Genomic DNA, 18784 nt, shown 5'->3' on the forward strand with positions numbered 1-18784 from the left:
TTAGCTTAAGTTAAGTAAGAATGAGAGGGGAACAACCTAGAATGGCAAGAGAATTTTCGCTAGAAAAAACTCGTAATATCGGGATCATGGCCCACGTTGACGCTGGTAAAACAACGACAACTGAACGTATCCTTTATTACACAGGTAAAATCCATAAAATTGGTGAAACACATGAAGGTGCTTCTCAAATGGACTGGATGGAACAAGAACAAGAACGTGGGATCACAATCACTTCTGCTGCGACAACTGCGCAATGGAAAGAAAACCGCGTAAATATCATCGACACACCAGGACACGTGGACTTCACAATCGAAGTGCAACGTTCATTGCGTGTACTTGATGGTGCTGTAACTGTATTGGACTCACAATCAGGTGTAGAACCTCAAACAGAAACAGTTTGGCGTCAAGCGACAGACTACCGCGTACCACGTATCGTATTCTGTAACAAAATGGACAAAATTGGTGCAGACTTCTTATACTCTGTATCAACTTTACATGATCGTTTACAAGCAAATGCTCACCCAATCCAATTACCAATTGGTGCGGAAGATGACTTTACTGGTATTATCGACTTAGTAAAAATGAAAGCTGAAATCTACACAAATGACTTAGGAACTGAAATCCAAGAGACTGAAATTCCTGAAGAATACGTAGAATTAGCTGAAGAATGGCGCGAAAAATTAATCGAAGCTGTTGCGGATACTGACGAAGAACTAATGATGAAATTCTTGGACGGTGAAGAAATCACTGAAGAAGAATTGAAAGCTGGTATTCGTCAAGCAACATTGACTGTTGACTTTTTCCCTGTTCTTTGCGGATCTGCCTTTAAAAACAAAGGGGTTCAATTGATGTTGGATGCAGTCATCGACTACTTGCCTTCACCACTTGATGTTCCTGCGATCAAAGGGGTAAATCCTAAAACAGACGAAGAAACTGATCGTCCGGCTGACGATGAAGCACCATTTGCTTCATTAGCATTTAAAGTAATGACTGACCCATTCGTAGGTCGTTTGACATTCTTCCGTGTGTATTCAGGTATCTTGAACTCTGGATCATACGTATTGAATGCTTCAAAAGGCAAACGCGAACGTATCGGTCGTATCCTACAAATGCACGCCAACACACGTGCTGAAATCCAAACAGTATACTCAGGCGATATCGCCGCTGCTGTTGGTTTGAAAGACACAACAACTGGGGATACACTATGTGATGAAAAAGCACCAGTAATCCTTGAATCAATCGAATTCCCAGAACCAGTTATCGAAGTCGCTGTTGAGCCTAAATCAAAAGCTGACCAAGATAAAATGGGGGTTGCTTTACAAAAACTTGCTGAAGAAGATCCATCATTCCGTGTGGAAACAAACGCTGAAACAGGCGAAACTGTTATCGCTGGTATGGGAGAACTTCACTTGGACGTCTTAGTTGACCGTATGCGTCGCGAATTTAAAGTTGAAGCAAACGTAGGTGCGCCTCAAGTTTCTTATCGTGAAACATTCCGTGCAGCAACACAAGCGGAAGGTAAATTTGTACGTCAGTCTGGTGGTAAAGGTCAATACGGTCACGTATGGGTCGAATTTACACCAAACGAAGAAGGTAAAGGCTTCGAATTCGAAAACGCGATTGTCGGTGGTGTGGTTCCTCGTGAATACATCCCAGCAGTTGAAAAAGGACTTGAAGACTCAATGGCGAACGGTGTCTTAGCCGGTTACCCATTAGTAGACATCAAAGCAAAACTTTATGATGGTTCATACCATGATGTCGATTCAAGTGAAACTGCCTTCCGTGTTGCAGCTTCTATGGCTTTACGTGCTGCAGCGAAGAAAGCAAACCCAGTAATTCTTGAACCAATGATGAAAGTAGTTATCACTGTACCAGAAGATTACTTAGGTGATGTTATGGGTCACGTAACTGCTCGTCGTGGACGCGTAGAAGGAATGGAAGCACACGGTAACTCACAAATCGTGAACGCAATCGTGCCATTAGCTGAAATGTTCGGTTACGCAACAACACTTCGTTCATCAACACAAGGTCGCGGTACGTTCATGATGACATTTGATCACTATGAAGATGTACCTAAATCTGTTCAAGAAGAAATCATCAAGAAAAACGGCGGCAAAGCTGAATAATTGATGGAAGTATAGGAAATTAAGTAAAAAGCTATATTTTTTTCTGAGTTTCGTGTACAATATTATCGATGATAAGGGATGGGGAGCTGCGGCTCCCTACCTATCAAATATAAAAAATAAACTGCATTTTTAGGAGGAACATTTTAAAATGGCAAAAGAAAAATTTGACCGTTCTAAACCCCACGTAAACATTGGTACGATCGGACACGTTGACCATGGTAAAACTACACTTACAGCTGCTATCACAACTGTATTATCTAAAAAAGGTTTGGCTCAAGCTTCAGCTTACGACCAAATCGATGGCGCTCCAGAAGAACGCGAACGCGGAATCACTATCTCAACTGCTCACGTTGAGTACGAAACTGAAGCACGTCACTATGCTCACGTTGACTGCCCAGGACACGCGGACTACGTTAAAAACATGATCACTGGTGCTGCTCAAATGGACGGCGCGATCTTAGTAGTATCTGCTGCTGATGGTCCTATGCCTCAAACACGTGAACACATCTTGTTATCACGTAACGTTGGTGTACCATACATCGTTGTTTTCTTAAACAAAATGGATATGGTTGATGACGAAGAATTACTAGAATTAGTTGAAATGGAAGTTCGTGACTTATTGTCAGAATATGACTTCCCAGGCGACGATGTTCCTGTAATCGCTGGTTCTGCTTTGAAAGCTCTTGAAGGCGATGCTTCATACGAAGAAAAAATCATGGAATTAATGGCTGCAGTTGACGAATACGTTCCAACTCCAGAACGTGACACTGACAAACCATTCATGATGCCAGTCGAAGACGTATTCTCAATCACTGGACGTGGTACTGTTGCTACAGGCCGTGTTGAACGTGGACAAGTTCGCGTTGGTGACGAAGTTGAAATCGTTGGTATTGCTGAAGAAACTGCTAAAACAACTGTAACTGGTGTTGAAATGTTCCGTAAATTGTTAGACTATGCTGAAGCAGGGGATAACATTGGTGCATTGCTACGTGGGGTTGCTCGTGAAGACATCCAACGTGGACAAGTATTGGCTAAAGCTGGTACAATCACACCTCATACAAAATTTAAAGCTGAAGTTTACGTTTTAACAAAAGAAGAAGGTGGACGTCATACACCATTCTTCACTAACTACCGTCCTCAGTTCTACTTCCGTACAACTGACGTAACTGGTGTTGTTGAATTACCAGAAGGAACTGAAATGGTTATGCCTGGTGATAACGTAACAATCGACGTTGAATTGATCCACCCAATCGCTATCGAAGACGGAACTCGTTTCTCAATTCGTGAAGGCGGACGTACTGTTGGTTCAGGCGTTGTAACTTCAATCCAAGCTTAATTTGATTGATCGAAGAGCAAAAGCGTACGCGCTTTTGCTCTTTTTTTTCGACTCTTGTAGAAAAAAAGCCGCGCTCTCTAGCGTTGATGAATCCGTTACGGTTCATCGAAGCTAAAGAGAGCGGTGCTTTTTATTTTATTAGTTTTTGCTTCTTCAAGAAGGCGTCAAATCCTTGGTCAGGGCGATTGCTGTAAAAACCAGCAAATTTTTCTGACCATGGTTTGGTCTCACGGGCTTCTCCAAAAGCAGTCATCGTTTGATCGTAGGCTTCGATCGCATCATAAGAATAGTCCTGGTAGTGGTTGTAATGAATGACCGCTTCTTCTGGCAAGCGAGGTTTGACCTTCATTTCTACGATTGGTTTACCGATGCTCAAGCCAGCCACAGGATAGACGTATTCCGGTAAGTGCAGCAATTCAGCGATTTTGGCGCTGTCTTTGCGGACACTGCCAGAAATGACGGTGCCTAAGCCCAGTGATTCAGCAGCGATCGCACCAGATTGCAAAGCGATGCTGGCATCAGTTGTGGCGATCAATAATGGCTGATAGCCCTCATCGATTGGATAGGGCGTCTGTTTTTCGTCAGCAACTTTTTTGGTTCGATTTAAATCAGCTAAAAATAGCAGAAAGAGTGAACTTGCTGCGATATGAGGATTGCCAGGATTCCATTCGACCATTTGTTGGCGGATCTGCGGGTCGTCGATCACTAAGATCGAATAGGCTTGCCCGTTCATCCAGCTAGGTGCTTGACGAGCCGCAGTCAAAATCGCGGTTACTTGCTCTTGGCTCAAGCGGTAGTCAGGGTCAAATTGTCGGTAAGTGCGGTGATTATGCAAAAGCTCAATGGTTTCGTTCATAGGTTTGCTCCTTTAACTGTTGGGTGATTTTTGTGAATCGTTCTTGAAATAGCGGTAAATCATCTTTGGCTAAGCGGGTATAGTTCAAACGCAAGCCATTCGTATCGTTACTGAAAAGAAAAGCAGGTGCTACTAAGCAATCGTTCGCCAAAAAGAGTGACCAATCTTTGCGAGTCAATGTGCGGTGACGCCAAGTCAACCACAGGTAAAGACCACCTTTCGTCGGCTGCCATTGCCAATCCTCCTGAAATGCCTGCAAGAGTTGGAGTAAGTCTTGCTGACGCTGGGCCATTTCTGCAAGCAGTGTCCGCTGTTGCTGGTGGTAATCAAAGGAGCGTAAGGCGATGTTGGCAAGGACTTGCGGGAAGATCGTGGTATCGATCGCCATCCGTTTTTTCGCTTGGGCAAATTGGTCGGCTAACGCTTCTGGCACCAAAAGCCAACCAATTTTGATTGATGACCCAAGTAATTTTGAAAGCGAGCCTAAATAAATGACAGTTTCGGGAGCCATGGATTTTAGCTTGGACGGCACTTCATCAAAAGCCAACTCACTAAAAACATCATCCTCAATGATCGGTACTTGGTAGGTCTGGCAAAGGCGGATGATCGCTTGACGCCGATGCTCACTCATAGTATGCCCCGTTGGGTTTTGGAAGGTGGGGTTAAGATAGACGAATTTGATCTTCTTTTCCTTCAGCACTTTCTCCAACGCGGCGGGTCGCATCCCTTCGCTATCTTGTTTGATCCCAATCAACTGGACATTCATCGTGGAAAACAAGGGGAGAGAGAACAAGAAAGAAGGGTCCTCTGTCGCGATACAGTCCCCCGCTTGCAGCAGCACTTGCATTAGTAACGTAATTCCTTGCGTCGAACCGGCAGTAATTACTAGTTTTTGACCGCTAGTGGGCAAATTGAAGGAATCCGCAAGGTGCTGCAATAAAATTTCTTGCAGAGGCTCGTAACCAGTTGGCAAAATTTTGGTGCTTTCTTTGCGAATCTCTTCCCAGGTAAAGGCAGGAAACGTGAAGTCGGGGATCAGATCGGCAGGTAGATCACCTGTATACAGATCCAGCACATCTTTTTCAGCACGTAAATGTTGGATTTGTTGAAGGTAAGGGTCTTGCTGCAAGTAAGGGCTGCTTAAAGACGAGCGTAAATAAGAAAGTGGGGTTTGGCGGTTCCCCCAGCGGCCTTCTAATACTCGAGAACCACTGCCTTGTTTTCGTTCGATCCATCCTAAGCTCTTCAATTCATCTAACGCTTTGACGACGGTGGAACGATTGACGTCAAAAGTCTGGGCCAAGCTGCGCTCTGGTGGTAAACGATCCCCAGGCCCATAGGTTCCTGCTTGGATCTCTTCAATAAAATGGGTCACGATCTGCTGGTAAATCGGTTGTTTCTTTTGTTTGTCAATACTTGATAAAGCCATCCTGCACCACCTTTTTCAATTGGATGGTTTAAAAATAAGCCAAATGGCTCTTTTCGTCAAGGGGAAGATTGACTATACTTAGCAAAAAGCACAAGGAGATGAAGAAGATGGAAAAAGTCATATCAATTGCCGGGTCCGATTCAACCGGTGGTGCCGGTATCGAAGCAGATTTAAAAACGTTTCAGGAGTATGGTGTCTTTGGTTTTGCTACGATCGCTTCGATCGTCACGATGGATCCACAAACGGGTTGGAGCCATGAAGTAACAGCAATGGAACCAGCGCTTGTCGAAAAACAATTGATCTCCGCCTTTGCAGGTGATCCGATGGATGCCCTTAAAACGGGGATGTTAGGCAATGAAGACAATATTGTACAGGCAGCGAAGATGATCCAACAGCAGCAAGTCAAAAATGTGGTGATCGATCCCGTCATTGCTTGTAAAGGGACCGCAGAAATCTTACAGCCGAAAAGTGTCGATGCCATCATCACGCATTTGTTGCCTTTAGCAGATGTTGTCACCCCTAATTTAGTAGAAGCGGGGATTCTTTCGGGTTTGGGGGACTTGACGAGTGTGGAAGCCATGAAGCAAGCTGCTGAAAAAATCCATCAATTAGGTGCTAAATACGTCGTGATCAAAGGCGGTCATCGATTGCCAGGAGCAAAAGCCATCGACCTTGTTTATGATGGAGAATCCTTCCTCCTGTTGGAAAGTGACAAAATCGCTACCGATTTTAATCATGGGGCAGGCTGCACCTTTTCAGCGGCAATCGCTGCCGGTCTTGCAAAAGGCAAACCCGTCGTGGAAAGTGTTCGTTTAGCAAAAGCCTTTGTCACAGCGGCGATCAAAGAAGGCGTGGTCATCAATCCTTATGTGGGCCATGTGTGGCATGGTGCCTATACCTACGCCCAAAGCCGTATGAATGTGGAAGCACCGCAATAGCAGGTTTTCTTCTATATAAATAGGAAATGAAGAAGCGGTCAACGCTTCTTTTTTTTTGTTTCGAAACTAAAAGAAAATTTTCTGAAAGAAATGCAAAAGAATCCCGGTTTTTCCATAAAAAAAGCTTGCAATCAATGTTTATCCGTAATATAATCATAAAGGTGCTGTTTACGTAAATACGTAAGTCACACTGGCAGCAAAGAAATTTTCTGCCGGCTACGAAACGAGAGGTTGCGACACGCCCGGACGCTTTGCCATGGACGAGCGTGACGGAAAATTTTCGTGGAGCTATGTCTACTTTTCAAAATAGGCGAAGGAGGGAAAACAATGGCAAAACAAAAAATTCGTATCCGTTTAAAAGCGTATGAACATCGTATTTTAGATCAATCAGCGGATAAAATCGTAGAAACTGCAAAGAGAACTGGAGCTGGCGTATCTGGTCCAATTCCATTACCAACTGAACGCAGCTTGTACACGATCATCCGTGCGACGCACAAATACAAAGATTCACGCGAACAATTCGAAATGCGTACACACAAACGTCTAATCGACATTGTGAATCCAACACCAAAAACTGTTGATGCTTTAATGAAGCTAGACTTGCCAAGCGGTGTTAATATCGAAATCAAACTATAATAATTAAGATGGAGGTGTAATCATGACCAAAGGAATCTTAGGGAAAAAAGTGGGAATGACTCAAATCTTCACTGAATCTGGCGAATTGATTCCAGTAACTGTAGTAGAAGCTACACCAAACGTAGTGCTACAAGTGAAAACAATCGAAAATGACGGCTACGAAGCAATTCAAGTCGGCTACCAAGATATGCGTGAAGTTTTGTCTAACAAACCTGCGAAAGGTCATGTTGCAAAAGCAAACACGGCTCCTAAGCGCTTCATTCGCGAATTCAAGAATGTAGAGCTAGAGGGCTTAGAAGTAGGATCAGAAATCAAAGTTGATATTTTTGAAGCAGGAGACATCATCGATGTAACCGGCACTTCGAAAGGTAAAGGATTCCAAGGCGTTATCAAACGTCACGGACAAAGCCGCGGACCAATGGCTCACGGTTCTCGTTACCACCGTCGTCCTGGATCAATGGGTCCAGTTGCACCTAACCGTGTATTCAAAAACAAACGTCTTGCTGGACGTATGGGCGGAAATCGCATCACGATCCAAAACTTGGAAATCGTACGCGTAGACGCAGAACGCAACGTTATCTTGATCAAAGGTAATGTACCTGGCGCGAAAAAATCATTGATTACAATCAAATCAGCTGTGAAAGCTAAATAAGTAGATAGGAAGAAAGGAGGAACTAAGGAATGCCGAATGTAGCATTATTCAAACAAGATGGAAGCCAAAATGGCGAAATTACATTGAACGAAGAAATCTTCGGAATCGAACCAAATGAATCAGTTGTCTATGATGCAATCATCATGCAACGCGCTTCATTAAGACAAGGAACACACGCTGTGAAAAACCGCAGTGCCGTTCGTGGCGGTGGCCGTAAACCATGGCGCCAAAAAGGAACTGGACGTGCCCGTCAAGGTTCAATCCGTTCACCACAATGGCGTGGAGGTGGCGTAGTCTTCGGACCAACACCACGTTCATACAGCTACAAACTTCCTAAAAAAGTTCGTCGCTTAGCAATGAAATCTGTATTGTCAGAAAAAGTTGCTTCAAATAACTTGGTAGCAGTAGAAGGATTAAGCTTTGATGCTCCAAAAACAAAAGAATTCAAACAAGTTTTAGCTAACTTGACAATTGACTCTAAAGTATTGGTAGTTTTAGAATCTGAAAACGACTTTGCCGCTTTATCTGCGCGCAACTTGCCAAAAGTTTCTGTAGTTACTGCTGATAACATTAGTGTTTTAGACATCGTTTCTAACGACAAAATGTTAGTGACACAAACTGCTCTTACTCAGATCGAGGAGGTGCTTGCATAATGAACTTACTAGACGTTATTAAACGCCCAGTGATCACTGAAAAATCAATGCTTGCCATGGATGACAAGAAATACACTTTTGAAGTGGACACAAAAGCTAACAAAACTTTAGTAAAACAAGCTGTAGAAGCTGCCTTTGACGGAGTGAAAGTGGCAAACGTGAACATCATCAACGTTCGTCCGAAATTCAAACGCATGGGTAAATATGCAGGATATACAAAAAAACGTCGCAAAGCTGTTGTGACTTTAACTGAAGATTCTAAAGAAATCCAAATTTTCGAAGCTGCTGAATAAGCAACTCACGCATAAACTTTACATGGGAGGGAAAAAGACGTGGCGATTAAAAAGTACAAACCTACCACGAACGGCCGTCGTAATATGACAAGTTCTGATTTCGCTGAAATCACAACTTCAACACCAGAAAAAACATTGTTAGCTCCTTTGAAAAACAATGCTGGTCGTAACAACAACGGACGTATCACGGTTCGTCATCAAGGTGGCGGTCACAAACGTCAATACCGTTTGATCGATTTCAAACGTAACAAAGACAACGTCGTTGCTACGGTTAAAACGATTGAATATGATCCAAACCGTTCTGCTAACATTGCGTTAGTACATTACGAGGATGGAGTAAAAGCATACATCTTAGCACCTAAAGGATTAGAAGTTGGCATGACTGTCGTTTCTGGTCCAGATGCAGATATTAAAGTAGGGAATGCATTACCACTAGAAAACATTCCAGTCGGTACTGTTATCCACAACATCGAAATGAAACCTGGTAAAGGTGGACAATTGATTCGTTCAGCTGGAACAAGTGCTCAAGTACTTGGTAAAGAAGGCAAATACGTATTGATCCGCTTGAACTCTGGTGAAGTACGGATGATCTTAGCATCATGTCGTGCAACAATCGGTTCTGTTGGTAATGAACAACACGAATTGATCAACATCGGTAAAGCCGGTCGTTCTCGTTGGATGCGCAAACGCCCAACTGTACGTGGTAGCGTAATGAACCCTAATGATCACCCACACGGTGGTGGTGAAGGTAAAGCACCAATCGGACGTAAAGCACCAGTTTCTCCTTGGGGACAACCTGCACTTGGTTACAAAACACGTAACAAAAAAGCAAAATCAGACAAACTTATCGTTCGTCGTCGTAAAACTAAGTAATATACTTGACCGTGTGTCGCACATTTTGAGAGGAGGTACACCATGGGTCGTAGTTTGAAAAAAGGACCTTTTGTCGATGACCATTTGATGAAAAAGGTCGAAGCACAAGAAGGCGCTGAAAAGAAAAAAGTGATCAAAACTTGGTCACGTCGTTCTACAATTTTCCCTAATTTTATCGGATTTACAATTGCTGTGTATGATGGACGGAAACATGTACCAGTTTACATCCAAGAAGACATGGTAGGACACAAATTAGGTGAATTTGCACCAACAAGAACTTATCGCGGACATGCTGCCGATGATAAGAAAACAAGACGCTAATTTTGAGGGGAGGATATCCAAAAATGGCAGAACAAATCACATCAGCGAAAGCAACTGCTAAAACAGTCCGCGTTTCTCCTCGTAAATCTCGTCTAGTTATTGACTTAATCAGAGGGAAAAGCGTTGCTGAAGCAATCGCGATCTTAAAGTTCACACCAAATAAAGCAGCTGGAATCATCGAGAAAGTCTTGATGTCAGCTATTGCCAATGCAGAAAATAATTTTGACTTAGATGTTGAAAACTTGATTGTTTCTGAAGCATTCGTAAACGAAGGACCAACGATGAAACGTTTCCGTCCACGTGCGAAAGGTTCAGCTTCACCGATCAACAAACGTACAAGTCATATTACTGTAGTCGTATCAGAAAAATAAGGAGGGACAATCAGTGGGTCAAAAAGTACATCCAATTGGAATGCGTGTAGGCATCATCCGTGACTGGGATGCTAAATGGTATGCTGAAAAAGAGTATGCTGAATTTCTACATGAAGATTTGAAAATCCGTAAATTTATCGCATCTAAACTTGCTGATGCCGCTGTGTCTACAGTTGAGATCGAGCGTGCAGCAAACCGCGTGAATATTTCAATCCACACAGCTAAACCAGGTATGGTTATCGGTAAAGGCGGATCTGAAGTCGAAAACCTAAGAAAAGAATTAAATAGCCTAACTGGCAAACGAGTTCACATCAACATCGTTGAAATCAAAAAACCAGATTTAGATGCTAAATTAGTAGGCGAAGGAATCGCACGTCAATTAGAAAACCGTGTTGCTTTCCGTCGTGCGCAAAAACAAGCGATCCAACGCACAATGCGTTCTGGCGCTAAAGGAATCAAAACACAAGTTTCTGGCCGTCTAAATGGTGCGGATATCGCGCGTTCAGAAGGTTACTCAGAAGGAACCGTTCCACTTCATACATTACGTGCGGACATTGATTACGCATGGGAAGAAGCAGATACAACATACGGAAAACTAGGAGTTAAAGTGTGGATTTATCGTGGAGAAGTTCTTCCAACTAAAAAGAACACTGAGAAAGGAGGGAAATAAACATGTTAGTACCTAAACGTGTAAAACACCGTCGTGAGTTCCGCGGAAAAATGCGTGGCGAAGCGAAAGGCGGAAAAGAAGTAGCATTCGGTGAATACGGCTTACAAGCTGTTGAATCACACTGGATCACAAACCGTCAAATCGAAGCTGCCCGTATCGCAATGACTCGTTATATGAAACGTGGCGGGAAAGTATGGATCAAAATTTTCCCTCACAAATCTTATACTGCCAAAGCTATCGGGGTACGTATGGGTTCTGGTAAAGGGGCTCCTGAAGGATGGGTATCACCAGTTAAACGTGGTAAAATCATGTTTGAAATTGCCGGTGTACCTGAAGAAGTTGCGCGCGAAGCGCTACGTCTTGCTTCTCACAAATTACCAGTGAAAACGAAGATCGTAAAACGTGAGGAAATGGGTGGTGAATCGAATGAAGGTTAAAGAAATCAGAGAATTAACCACTGCCGAAATGCTAGATCAAGAAAAACAATTGAAAGAAGAATTGTTCAATCTTAGATTCCAATTAGCAACAGGTCAATTAGAAAACACTGCACGTATCAAAGAAGTACGTAAATCGATTGCACGCATTAAAACAGTATTGCGTGAACAAGCTAAGTAATAGTGGAAGGAGGCCATTTAGCGTATGACTGAAGAAAGAAATCAACGCAAAGTTTACCAAGGTCGCGTGGTATCAGACAAAATGGATAAAACTATCACTGTTGTCGTTGAAACAAAGAAAAACCACCCTATCTACGGCAAACGTCTGAACTATTCTAAGAAATACAAAGCACACGATGAAAACAACGAAGCAAAAGTTGGCGATATCGTGAAAATTATGGAAACTCGTCCATTATCAGCTACGAAACGTTTCCGTCTAGTAGAGATTGTTGAAAAGGCAGTGATTATCTAATCACACGAGATTTTCCTATATAGATTGTGAATTGCAAAATCTGAAAGGAGGATACACATCGTGATCCAAGCAGAAAGCCGATTAAGAGTGGCGGACAACTCAGGTGCCCGTGAAATTCTAACGATCAAAGTCCTTGGCGGATCTGGTCGTAAAACTGCCAATATTGGTGACGTGATTGTTGCTACGGTTAAACAAGCAACGCCAGGTGGGGTTGTCAAAAAAGGTGACGTCGTTAAAGCCGTTATCGTTCGTACTAAATCAGGAGCTCGTCGTACAGACGGTTCATACATCAAATTCGATGAAAATGCTGCGGTTATTATCCGTGACGATAAGAGCCCTCGTGGAACTCGTATCTTTGGCCCAGTTGCCCGCGAATTGCGTGAAGGCAACTTTATGAAGATCGTTTCCCTAGCACCAGAAGTATTGTAATAGTGATTCTTATCTAAAGGAGGTGCGAAACAAACATGTTTGTTAAAAAAGGCGATAAAGTTAAAGTTATCACTGGTAAAGACAAAAACAAAGAAGGCGTTGTGCTAGCAGCGTTTCCTAAAAAAGACAAAGTCGTTGTTGAAGGTGTCAATGTTGTCAAAAAACACCAAAAACCTTCTCAAACTGCTCCTCAAGGCGGAATCGTTGAAATGGAAGCACCAATTCATGTTTCTAACGTGATGGTGGTTGATCCATCGAACGGTGAAGCTACGCGTGTCGGTTACAAAGAAGTTGACGGCAAAAAAGTCCGCGTTTCTAAGAAAACCGGAGAAGTTCTTGATAAATAATCTGATGAAGGAAGGAGGGGCTAACAGATGAACCGCCTTAAAGAAAAATATTCAAAAGAAGTTGTCCCATCATTAATGGACAAATTTAACTACAGCTCAATCATGGAAGCACCAAAAGTTGATAAAATCGTTATCAACATGGGTGTCGGTGACGCTGTTTCTAATGCTAAAAACTTAGACAAAGCTGTTGAAGAATTACAATTGATCTCAGGTCAAAAACCATTGATCACAAAAGCGAAAAAATCTATCGCAGGATTCCGTTTACGTGAAGGAATGCCAATCGGTGCGAAAGTAACACTACGCGGCGAAAGAATGTATGAATTCTTAGATAAACTAGTAAGTGTGTCATTGCCACGTGTCCGTGACTTCCACGGTGTGAGCAAAAAAGCGTTCGACGGACGCGGAAATTACACTTTAGGTATCAAAGAACAATTGATTTTCCCTGAAGTAGATTATGATTTGATCGACAAAGTACGTGGTATGGATATCGTGATTGTAACAACAGCAAACACAGATGAAGAATCTCGTGAATTGTTGACACAATTAGGCATGCCATTCCAAAAATAAAAAAAGGAGGCGAACTACGTGGCTAAAAAATCAATGATTGCTAAAAACAAACGCCCTGCTAAATTCTCAACGCAAGAATACACTCGTTGTGAACGTTGCGGACGTCCACATTCAGTTTATCGTAAATTTCATCTTTGCCGTATTTGCTTCCGCGAACTTGCCTATAAAGGACAAATTCCCGGCGTGAAGAAAGCTAGCTGGTAAACTATACTCGCATAAAGGAGGTAAATTATCCCATGGTCATGACAGATCCAATTGCAGATTTTCTAACGCGCGTGCGTAACGCAAACATGGTTAAACACGAAAGCCTAGAAGTACCTGCTTCAAAAATCAAACGTGATATCGCTGAAATATTGAAACGTGAAGGTTTCGTCCGCGATGTTGAATACATTGAAGATGACAAACAAGGCGTGATCCGCGTATTTCTTAAATACGGTAAAAACGGTGAACGTGTTATCACAAACTTAAAACGTATCTCTAAACCAGGCTTGCGTGCTTATGTCAAAGCTGACGAAGTACCAAAAGTATTGAATGGTCTAGGAATCGCGATTATCTCAACTTCTGACGGTGTAATCACTGATAAAGAAGCTAGAGCAAAAAATGTTGGCGGCGAAGTAGTCGCTTATGTATGGTAATTTAAAATATTCCACAAGGAGGTGCCTCTAAGTGAGTCGTATCGGTAATAAGATCGTCGTTCTTCCTGCTGGTGTTGAAATCAAGCAAAACGGAAACGACATTACAGTTAAAGGACCTAAAGGTGAATTAACACGTACTTTCTCTTCTGATATCACAATGAATATCGAAGGAAACGAAGTAACATTCACTCGTCCAAATGATAGTAAAGAAATGAAAACTATCCACGGAACTACCCGTGCAAACTTCAACAACATGGTTGTTGGTGTTTCTGAAGGTTTCCAAAAAGCGTTAGAATTAATCGGGGTTGGGTACCGTGCTCAATTACAAGGAAAAAAACTTGTATTGAACGTTGGTTACTCTCATCCAGTTGAAATCGAAGCGCCAGCTGGAATCGAAATCGAAGTTCCTTCAAACACTTCTGTGATCGTTAAAGGATCAGATAAAGAAGTCGTTGGCGAATTGGCTGCCAATATCCGTGGCGTTCGTCCTCCAGAACCTTACAAAGGCAAAGGAATTCGTTATGTTGGCGAATTTGTACGCCGTAAAGAAGGTAAAACTGGTAAATAGTCGTAATTCTTTACGACTAGCAGCTTAGGCTAGCAAAATTAAAAGAGGTGACAAATTGTGATTACAAAACCAGATAAAAACAAGACACGTCAGAAAAGACATCGTCGTGTACGTAACAAAATCTCTGGTACTGCTGAGTGCCCACGCTTAAACGTGTTCCGTTCGAACAAAAACATCTACGCACAAGTAATTGATGACGTAGCGGGTGTGACGCTAGCAAGTGCCTCTGCCTTAGACAAAGAAGTTTCAGGTGCAACAAAAACTGAACAAGCACAAGCTGTCGGTAAATTAGTCGCAGAACGTGCAGCAGCAAAAGGTATTAAAGTAGTAGTCTTTGACCGTGGTGGATACCTTTACCATGGCCGTGTAGCAGCTTTAGCTGAAGCAGCTCGCGAAAATGGACTGGAATTTTAAGAGAAGGAGGAACACCATTCATGGTTTATATTGATCCAAAACATTTGGAATTAGAAGACCGCGTTGTTGCGATCAACCGTGTAACTAAAGTTGTTAAAGGTGGACGTCGTCTACGTTTTGCTGCATTAGTTGTTGTCGGTGACAAAAACGGACACGTAGGTTTCGGTACTGGTAAAGCACAAGAAGTACCAGAAGCAATCCGTAAAGCAATCGAAGACGCGAAGAAAAACTTGGTGGAAGTACCAATGGTTGGTTCTACAATCCCTCACGAAGTTATCGGTGTATTCGGCGGCGGACGCATCCTTATGAAACCTGCTGTAGAAGGTTCTGGGGTAGCTGCTGGTGGACCAGTTCGTGCCGTATTGGAATTAGCTGGGGTAGCTGATATCACATCTAAATCTTTAGGTTCTAACACACCAATCAACGTTGTTCGCGCAACAGTTGAAGGTTTAAAACAATTAAAACGCGCTGAAGAAGTGGCAGCACTTCGCGGCAAATCAGTAGAAGAATTAATCGGTTAAGGAGGACACTATAATGGCTGAATTGAAAATTACTTTAAAACGCAGTATTATCGGACGTCCCCAAAACCAACGTGATACTGTAAAAGCGTTAGGTCTTACAAAGTTGAACTCAACAGTTGTAAAACCTGCTAATGATGCAATCAAAGGCATGGTTAACACTGTTTCTCACTTAGTGGACGTTGAAGAGGTCTAAGGATCAGCAGATCTAGTTTGATTAAGGAGGTGCCAAACCTATGAAACTTCATGAATTAAAACCATCAGAAGGCTCACGCCAAGTACGTAACCGTGTCGGTCGAGGAACTTCATCTGGTAACGGTAAAACAGCTGGACGTGGACAAAAAGGTCAAAAAGCTCGTTCAGGCGGCGGAGTACGTCTAGGATTCGAAGGTGGACAAACACCATTGTTCCGTCGTTTACCAAAACGTGGCTTTACAAATGTGAACCGCAAAGAATATGCAGTCATCAATCTTGATGTCTTGAACCGCTTTGAAGACGGTGCTGAAGTAACACCTGTTGCTTTACACGAAGCTGGAATCGTCAAAGACGAAAAAGCTGGAATCAAAGTATTAGCTAACGGAGAATTAACGAAGAAATTGACTGTGAAAGCAGCTAAATTCTCAAAAGCAGCTGAAGAAGCAATCGTTGCTGCTGGTGGATCAATCGAGGTGATCTAATGATCAGACTATTGAAGGATGCCTTTAAGGTTAAGGATATTAGATCCAGAATATTGTTCACTGTCTTAATCTTGTTTGTCTTTCGTCTGGGAACACATATTACTGTGCCAGGCGTAGACGCAAGTCGCCTAAATACCATCGCGGATCTACCATTTTTAAACATGTTGAACTTGGTAAGTGGTGGCGCCATGCAACAATTTTCGATTTTCTCGATGGGGGTTTCGCCTTACATTACTGCCTCAATTGTCATTCAGTTGTTGCAGATGGATATTGTCCCTAAATTTGTTGAATGGTCGAAGCAAGGTGAAGTGGGTCGTAAGAAATTAAATCAGGCAACACGTTACTTGACGTTGGTATTGGGCTTTGTCCAATCCATGACATTAACGGCTGGATTTAACTATTACACTCAACTCGGGTTTGTAAACAATCCTAATATGGCAACCTATATCGTGATCGGTCTGATTTTAACAGCCGGAACGATGTTAGTCACTTGGTTAGGAGAGCAGATCACCGAGCGTGGTATCGGAAACGGTGTGTCAATGATCATCTTTGCAGGGATCATTTCACGCTTACCAGCAAGCATCAAAGAATTGATTGAAGATTACTTCATTAACGTGGATCAATCGGATATCTGGCTGAATGCTATCTTTATGGCGCTGCTTGTGATCGCTGTGTTGATCGTCATTACTTTAGTAACGTATGTTCAACAAGCAGAACGCAAGATTCCGATCCAATATACAAAACGGGTAGCAGGAGCGCCTACCAGCAGTTACCTTCCTTTGAAAGTAAATGCTGCCGGGGTTATCCCAGTTATCTTTGCCAGTTCTTTTATTACAACACCAAATGCGATCATTCAAGCATTAGGTAGTTCATATAAAGGAGAAACTTGGTACGAAGTGGTGCAAACGATCTTTAGTTACAACACTGTACCGGGTGCGATCATCTATACTGTCTTGATCGTTGCGTTTACCTTCTTCTACGCATTTGTTCAAGTGAACCCTGAGAAATTAGCGGAAAACTTGCAAAAACAAGGAAGTTACATTCCGAGTGTGCGTCCTGGTAAAGGAACCGAAGAATATGTATCACGTTTGTTGATGCGATTAAGCACGGTTGGATCGATCTTTTTAGGATTGGTTGCTTTACTTCCAATCATCGCTCAGATGGCTTGGAATCTACCGCAATCGATCGGACTAGGTGGAACGAGTCTATTGATCATTATCGGTGTGGCACTTGATACTGCCAAGCAGTTAGAAGGGCTTATGCTGAAACGGAAATATACTGGTTTCATCAATTAAAGTTATTGAAGTGTTGAGGATTTCCTCAACACTATTCAAAAACTTACAGGAGGAATTAGAATGAACTTCATTTTAATGGGATTACCTGGTGCTGGAAAAGGTACTCAGGCAGAACGTATCGTTGCTGTATACGGTCTTCCTCATATTTCAACAGGCGATATGTTTCGGGCTGCGATGGCGAACGAAACAGAACTAGGCCTTAAAGCAAAATCATACATGGATCAAGGCGCATTAGTTCCTGATGAGGTTACAAATGGGATCGTTAAAGAACGTTTAGCTGAACCTGATACCGAGAAAGGTTTCTTATTAGATGGTTTTCCTCGTACATTGGATCAAGCAAAAGCGTTAGATGAGATGCTAGCTGACCTTAACAAAAAACTTGATGCCGTTATTGATATTCATGTTCCTGAAGAAGTTCTTGTAGAACGTTTAGCCGGCCGCTTCATGTGCCGCAATTGTGGGGCAACTTATCATAAATTGTTCAATCCTCCAAAAGAGGAAGGAACATGTGATCGTTGTGGAAGTCATGACTTCTACCAGCGTGAAGATGATAAGCCTGAGACGGTCAAAAATCGTCTAGCTGTCAATATCAAAAGCAGTGAACCAATTTTGACTTATTACAAAGACAAAGGGTTATTGCAATCGATTGATGGGGATCGCGACATCGACGCTGTATTCGAAGATGTTCAAAAGATCATTGACTAATCATAGATTGCCCGAGTCCAACTTGCAGCTTAAAACTTTCTCTTGAAATCTTTGACAGGATATGATAGAATATGTCAGTCCGACTTCTACTTTTTATTAAGTAGGAGCATAGTTTGAGAATATCAGGTGGGAACCGAGTTTCCGCCATTTTATCGTGTGAAAATCACAAGTACAAGGAGGTACTGTGCGTGGCAAAAGAAGATATGATTGAAGTCGAAGGTACAGTCGTCGAAACTTTGCCGAATGCAATGTTTAAAGTAGAATTGGAAAACGGACACCAAGTTCTAGCGACCGTTTCTGGTAAGATCCGGATGCACTACATTCGTATTTTACCTGGAGACAAAGTGACGGTGGAATTATCCCCGTATGATCTGAACCGTGGCCGCATTACTTATCGCTTTAAATAATTGTACTCCGTAAAACCACAGGAGGTATTATCATGAAAGTAAGACCATCAGTAAAACCAATGTGCGAACATTGTAAAGTAATTCGTCGTAAAGGACGCGTTATGGTGATTTGCCCAGCAAATCCAAAACATAAACAACGTCAAGGATAATCGGAGGTGTAAC

The 18784-nt window shown here is 42.5% G+C and carries 30 protein-coding genes; 28 read left to right on the forward strand and 2 right to left on the reverse strand.

The window, feature by feature from the left end:
• Window positions 1-41: 41 nt before the first annotated feature.
• Together fusA and tuf are read left to right on the forward strand one after the other, a co-directional pair.
• The gene (gene fusA / locus A5870_RS14835; protein WP_077453910.1) at window positions 42-2126 is read left to right on the forward strand and encodes an elongation factor G; all 2085 of its coding nucleotides are present in this window, start codon (window positions 42-44) and stop codon (window positions 2124-2126) included.
• A 148-nt stretch (window positions 2127-2274) separates the two neighbouring features.
• Window positions 2275-3462, forward strand: coding sequence for an elongation factor Tu (gene tuf, locus A5870_RS14840; protein ID WP_005226902.1), 1188 nt, complete (start codon window positions 2275-2277; stop codon window positions 3460-3462).
• Between the two features lie 130 nt (window positions 3463-3592).
• On the opposite strand, the gene A5870_RS14845 is transcribed toward tuf, so the two are convergent.
• Both A5870_RS14845 and A5870_RS14850 read right to left on the reverse strand, forming a co-directional pair.
• Complete coding sequence (locus A5870_RS14845) at window positions 3593-4318, reverse strand: nitroreductase family protein (protein ID WP_086293747.1); 726 nt, start codon at window positions 4316-4318, stop codon at window positions 3593-3595.
• Entirely contained in the window at window positions 4302-5747 is a 1446-nt protein-coding gene (locus tag A5870_RS14850; protein ID WP_086293749.1) for an aminotransferase-like domain-containing protein, read from the reverse strand. Before A5870_RS14850 ends, A5870_RS14845 begins: the two co-directional genes overlap by 17 nt.
• A 107-nt stretch (window positions 5748-5854) precedes the next feature.
• Here A5870_RS14850 and thiD point away from each other — a divergent pair, with 107 nt between their 5' ends.
• The 26 genes from thiD to rpmJ all read left to right on the forward strand — a co-directional run bounded on the left by thiD (window position 5855) and on the right by rpmJ (window position 18771).
• A complete protein-coding gene (thiD, locus tag A5870_RS14855; RefSeq protein ID WP_086293751.1) occupies window positions 5855-6685 on the forward strand; it encodes a bifunctional hydroxymethylpyrimidine kinase/phosphomethylpyrimidine kinase in 831 nt (276 codons plus the stop codon).
• Window positions 6686-7012: 327 nt separating this feature from the next.
• Window positions 7013-7321 carry a 30S ribosomal protein S10 gene (gene rpsJ / locus A5870_RS14865; protein WP_003127966.1) on the forward strand — a complete coding sequence of 103 codons (309 nt, stop codon included), beginning with the start codon at window positions 7013-7015 and terminating at the stop codon, window positions 7319-7321.
• A gap of 22 nt (window positions 7322-7343) precedes the next feature.
• Complete coding sequence (gene rplC / locus A5870_RS14870) at window positions 7344-7973, forward strand: 50S ribosomal protein L3 (RefSeq protein ID WP_003127967.1); 630 nt, start codon at window positions 7344-7346, stop codon at window positions 7971-7973.
• Between the two features lie 29 nt (window positions 7974-8002).
• Window positions 8003-8626, forward strand: a complete 624-nt coding sequence (gene rplD, locus A5870_RS14875; protein ID WP_005226910.1) for a 50S ribosomal protein L4 — start codon at window positions 8003-8005, stop codon at window positions 8624-8626.
• Window positions 8626-8919 carry a 50S ribosomal protein L23 gene (locus tag A5870_RS14880; protein ID WP_005226911.1) on the forward strand — a complete coding sequence of 98 codons (294 nt, stop codon included), beginning with the start codon at window positions 8626-8628 and terminating at the stop codon, window positions 8917-8919. The genes rplD and A5870_RS14880 overlap by 1 nt, the downstream gene beginning before the upstream one ends.
• Before the next feature lie 39 nt (window positions 8920-8958).
• On the forward strand, window positions 8959-9792 hold the full coding sequence (gene rplB, locus A5870_RS14885) for a 50S ribosomal protein L2 (protein WP_005226912.1): 834 nt from the start codon (window positions 8959-8961) through the stop codon (window positions 9790-9792).
• 42 nt (window positions 9793-9834) lie between these two features.
• Window positions 9835-10113 carry a 30S ribosomal protein S19 gene (gene rpsS / locus A5870_RS14890; protein WP_005226914.1) on the forward strand — a complete coding sequence of 93 codons (279 nt, stop codon included), beginning with the start codon at window positions 9835-9837 and terminating at the stop codon, window positions 10111-10113.
• Window positions 10114-10136: 23 nt separating this feature from the next.
• Window positions 10137-10484 carry a 50S ribosomal protein L22 gene (gene rplV, locus A5870_RS14895; protein WP_003127973.1) on the forward strand — a complete coding sequence of 116 codons (348 nt, stop codon included), beginning with the start codon at window positions 10137-10139 and terminating at the stop codon, window positions 10482-10484.
• Between the two features lie 13 nt (window positions 10485-10497).
• Window positions 10498-11154: a 30S ribosomal protein S3 gene (rpsC, locus tag A5870_RS14900; RefSeq protein ID WP_005226916.1), complete on the forward strand. Its 657-nt coding sequence runs from the start codon at window positions 10498-10500 to the stop codon at window positions 11152-11154.
• 2 nt (window positions 11155-11156) lie between these two features.
• A complete protein-coding gene (gene rplP, locus A5870_RS14905; protein ID WP_005226918.1) occupies window positions 11157-11591 on the forward strand; it encodes a 50S ribosomal protein L16 in 435 nt (144 codons plus the stop codon).
• Window positions 11581-11769: a 50S ribosomal protein L29 gene (gene rpmC / locus A5870_RS14910; protein WP_002288664.1), complete on the forward strand. Its 189-nt coding sequence runs from the start codon at window positions 11581-11583 to the stop codon at window positions 11767-11769. The genes rplP and rpmC overlap by 11 nt, the downstream gene beginning before the upstream one ends.
• Before the next feature lie 24 nt (window positions 11770-11793).
• A complete protein-coding gene (gene rpsQ, locus A5870_RS14915; RefSeq protein ID WP_003128005.1) occupies window positions 11794-12060 on the forward strand; it encodes a 30S ribosomal protein S17 in 267 nt (88 codons plus the stop codon).
• A 60-nt stretch (window positions 12061-12120) separates the two neighbouring features.
• Entirely contained in the window at window positions 12121-12489 is a 369-nt protein-coding gene (gene rplN, locus A5870_RS14920; protein WP_003128006.1) for a 50S ribosomal protein L14, read from the forward strand.
• A 35-nt stretch (window positions 12490-12524) separates the two neighbouring features.
• A complete protein-coding gene (rplX, locus tag A5870_RS14925; RefSeq protein ID WP_003128007.1) occupies window positions 12525-12836 on the forward strand; it encodes a 50S ribosomal protein L24 in 312 nt (103 codons plus the stop codon).
• A 27-nt stretch (window positions 12837-12863) separates the two neighbouring features.
• Window positions 12864-13403, forward strand: coding sequence for a 50S ribosomal protein L5 (gene rplE / locus A5870_RS14930; RefSeq protein ID WP_005227088.1), 540 nt, complete (start codon window positions 12864-12866; stop codon window positions 13401-13403).
• A gap of 18 nt (window positions 13404-13421) precedes the next feature.
• A complete protein-coding gene (locus tag A5870_RS14935) occupies window positions 13422-13607 on the forward strand; it encodes a type Z 30S ribosomal protein S14 (protein WP_003128010.1) in 186 nt (61 codons plus the stop codon).
• Window positions 13608-13639: 32 nt separating this feature from the next.
• Entirely contained in the window at window positions 13640-14038 is a 399-nt protein-coding gene (gene rpsH / locus A5870_RS14940) for a 30S ribosomal protein S8 (protein ID WP_005227093.1), read from the forward strand.
• A gap of 31 nt (window positions 14039-14069) precedes the next feature.
• A complete protein-coding gene (gene rplF, locus A5870_RS14945; protein WP_005227095.1) occupies window positions 14070-14606 on the forward strand; it encodes a 50S ribosomal protein L6 in 537 nt (178 codons plus the stop codon).
• Between the two features lie 57 nt (window positions 14607-14663).
• Window positions 14664-15020, forward strand: coding sequence for a 50S ribosomal protein L18 (gene rplR, locus A5870_RS14950; RefSeq protein WP_005227097.1), 357 nt, complete (start codon window positions 14664-14666; stop codon window positions 15018-15020).
• A gap of 20 nt (window positions 15021-15040) precedes the next feature.
• Window positions 15041-15541 (forward strand): 30S ribosomal protein S5, encoded by a 501-nt coding sequence (rpsE, locus tag A5870_RS14955; RefSeq protein WP_003128014.1) that lies wholly within the window; start codon window positions 15041-15043, stop codon window positions 15539-15541.
• Between the two features lie 13 nt (window positions 15542-15554).
• On the forward strand, window positions 15555-15734 hold the full coding sequence (gene rpmD, locus A5870_RS14960) for a 50S ribosomal protein L30 (RefSeq protein ID WP_003128015.1): 180 nt from the start codon (window positions 15555-15557) through the stop codon (window positions 15732-15734).
• Window positions 15735-15774: 40 nt separating this feature from the next.
• Window positions 15775-16215: a 50S ribosomal protein L15 gene (gene rplO / locus A5870_RS14965; protein WP_003128016.1), complete on the forward strand. Its 441-nt coding sequence runs from the start codon at window positions 15775-15777 to the stop codon at window positions 16213-16215.
• On the forward strand, window positions 16215-17510 hold the full coding sequence (gene secY / locus A5870_RS14970; protein WP_081118834.1) for a preprotein translocase subunit SecY: 1296 nt from the start codon (window positions 16215-16217) through the stop codon (window positions 17508-17510). Before rplO ends, secY begins: the two co-directional genes overlap by 1 nt.
• 60 nt (window positions 17511-17570) lie before the next feature.
• Window positions 17571-18215, forward strand: coding sequence for an adenylate kinase (locus tag A5870_RS14975; protein WP_086293755.1), 645 nt, complete (start codon window positions 17571-17573; stop codon window positions 18213-18215).
• 188 nt (window positions 18216-18403) lie between these two features.
• Window positions 18404-18622, forward strand: a complete 219-nt coding sequence (gene infA, locus A5870_RS14980) for a translation initiation factor IF-1 (protein ID WP_002288695.1) — start codon at window positions 18404-18406, stop codon at window positions 18620-18622.
• A gap of 32 nt (window positions 18623-18654) precedes the next feature.
• Window positions 18655-18771: a 50S ribosomal protein L36 gene (rpmJ, locus tag A5870_RS14985; protein WP_002288710.1), complete on the forward strand. Its 117-nt coding sequence runs from the start codon at window positions 18655-18657 to the stop codon at window positions 18769-18771.
• Window positions 18772-18784: the final 13 nt, after the last annotated feature.

Source organism: Enterococcus sp. 2G9_DIV0600, from assembly GCF_002140615.1.
Taxonomy (GTDB): domain Bacteria; phylum Bacillota; class Bacilli; order Lactobacillales; family Enterococcaceae; genus Enterococcus_D; species Enterococcus_D innesii.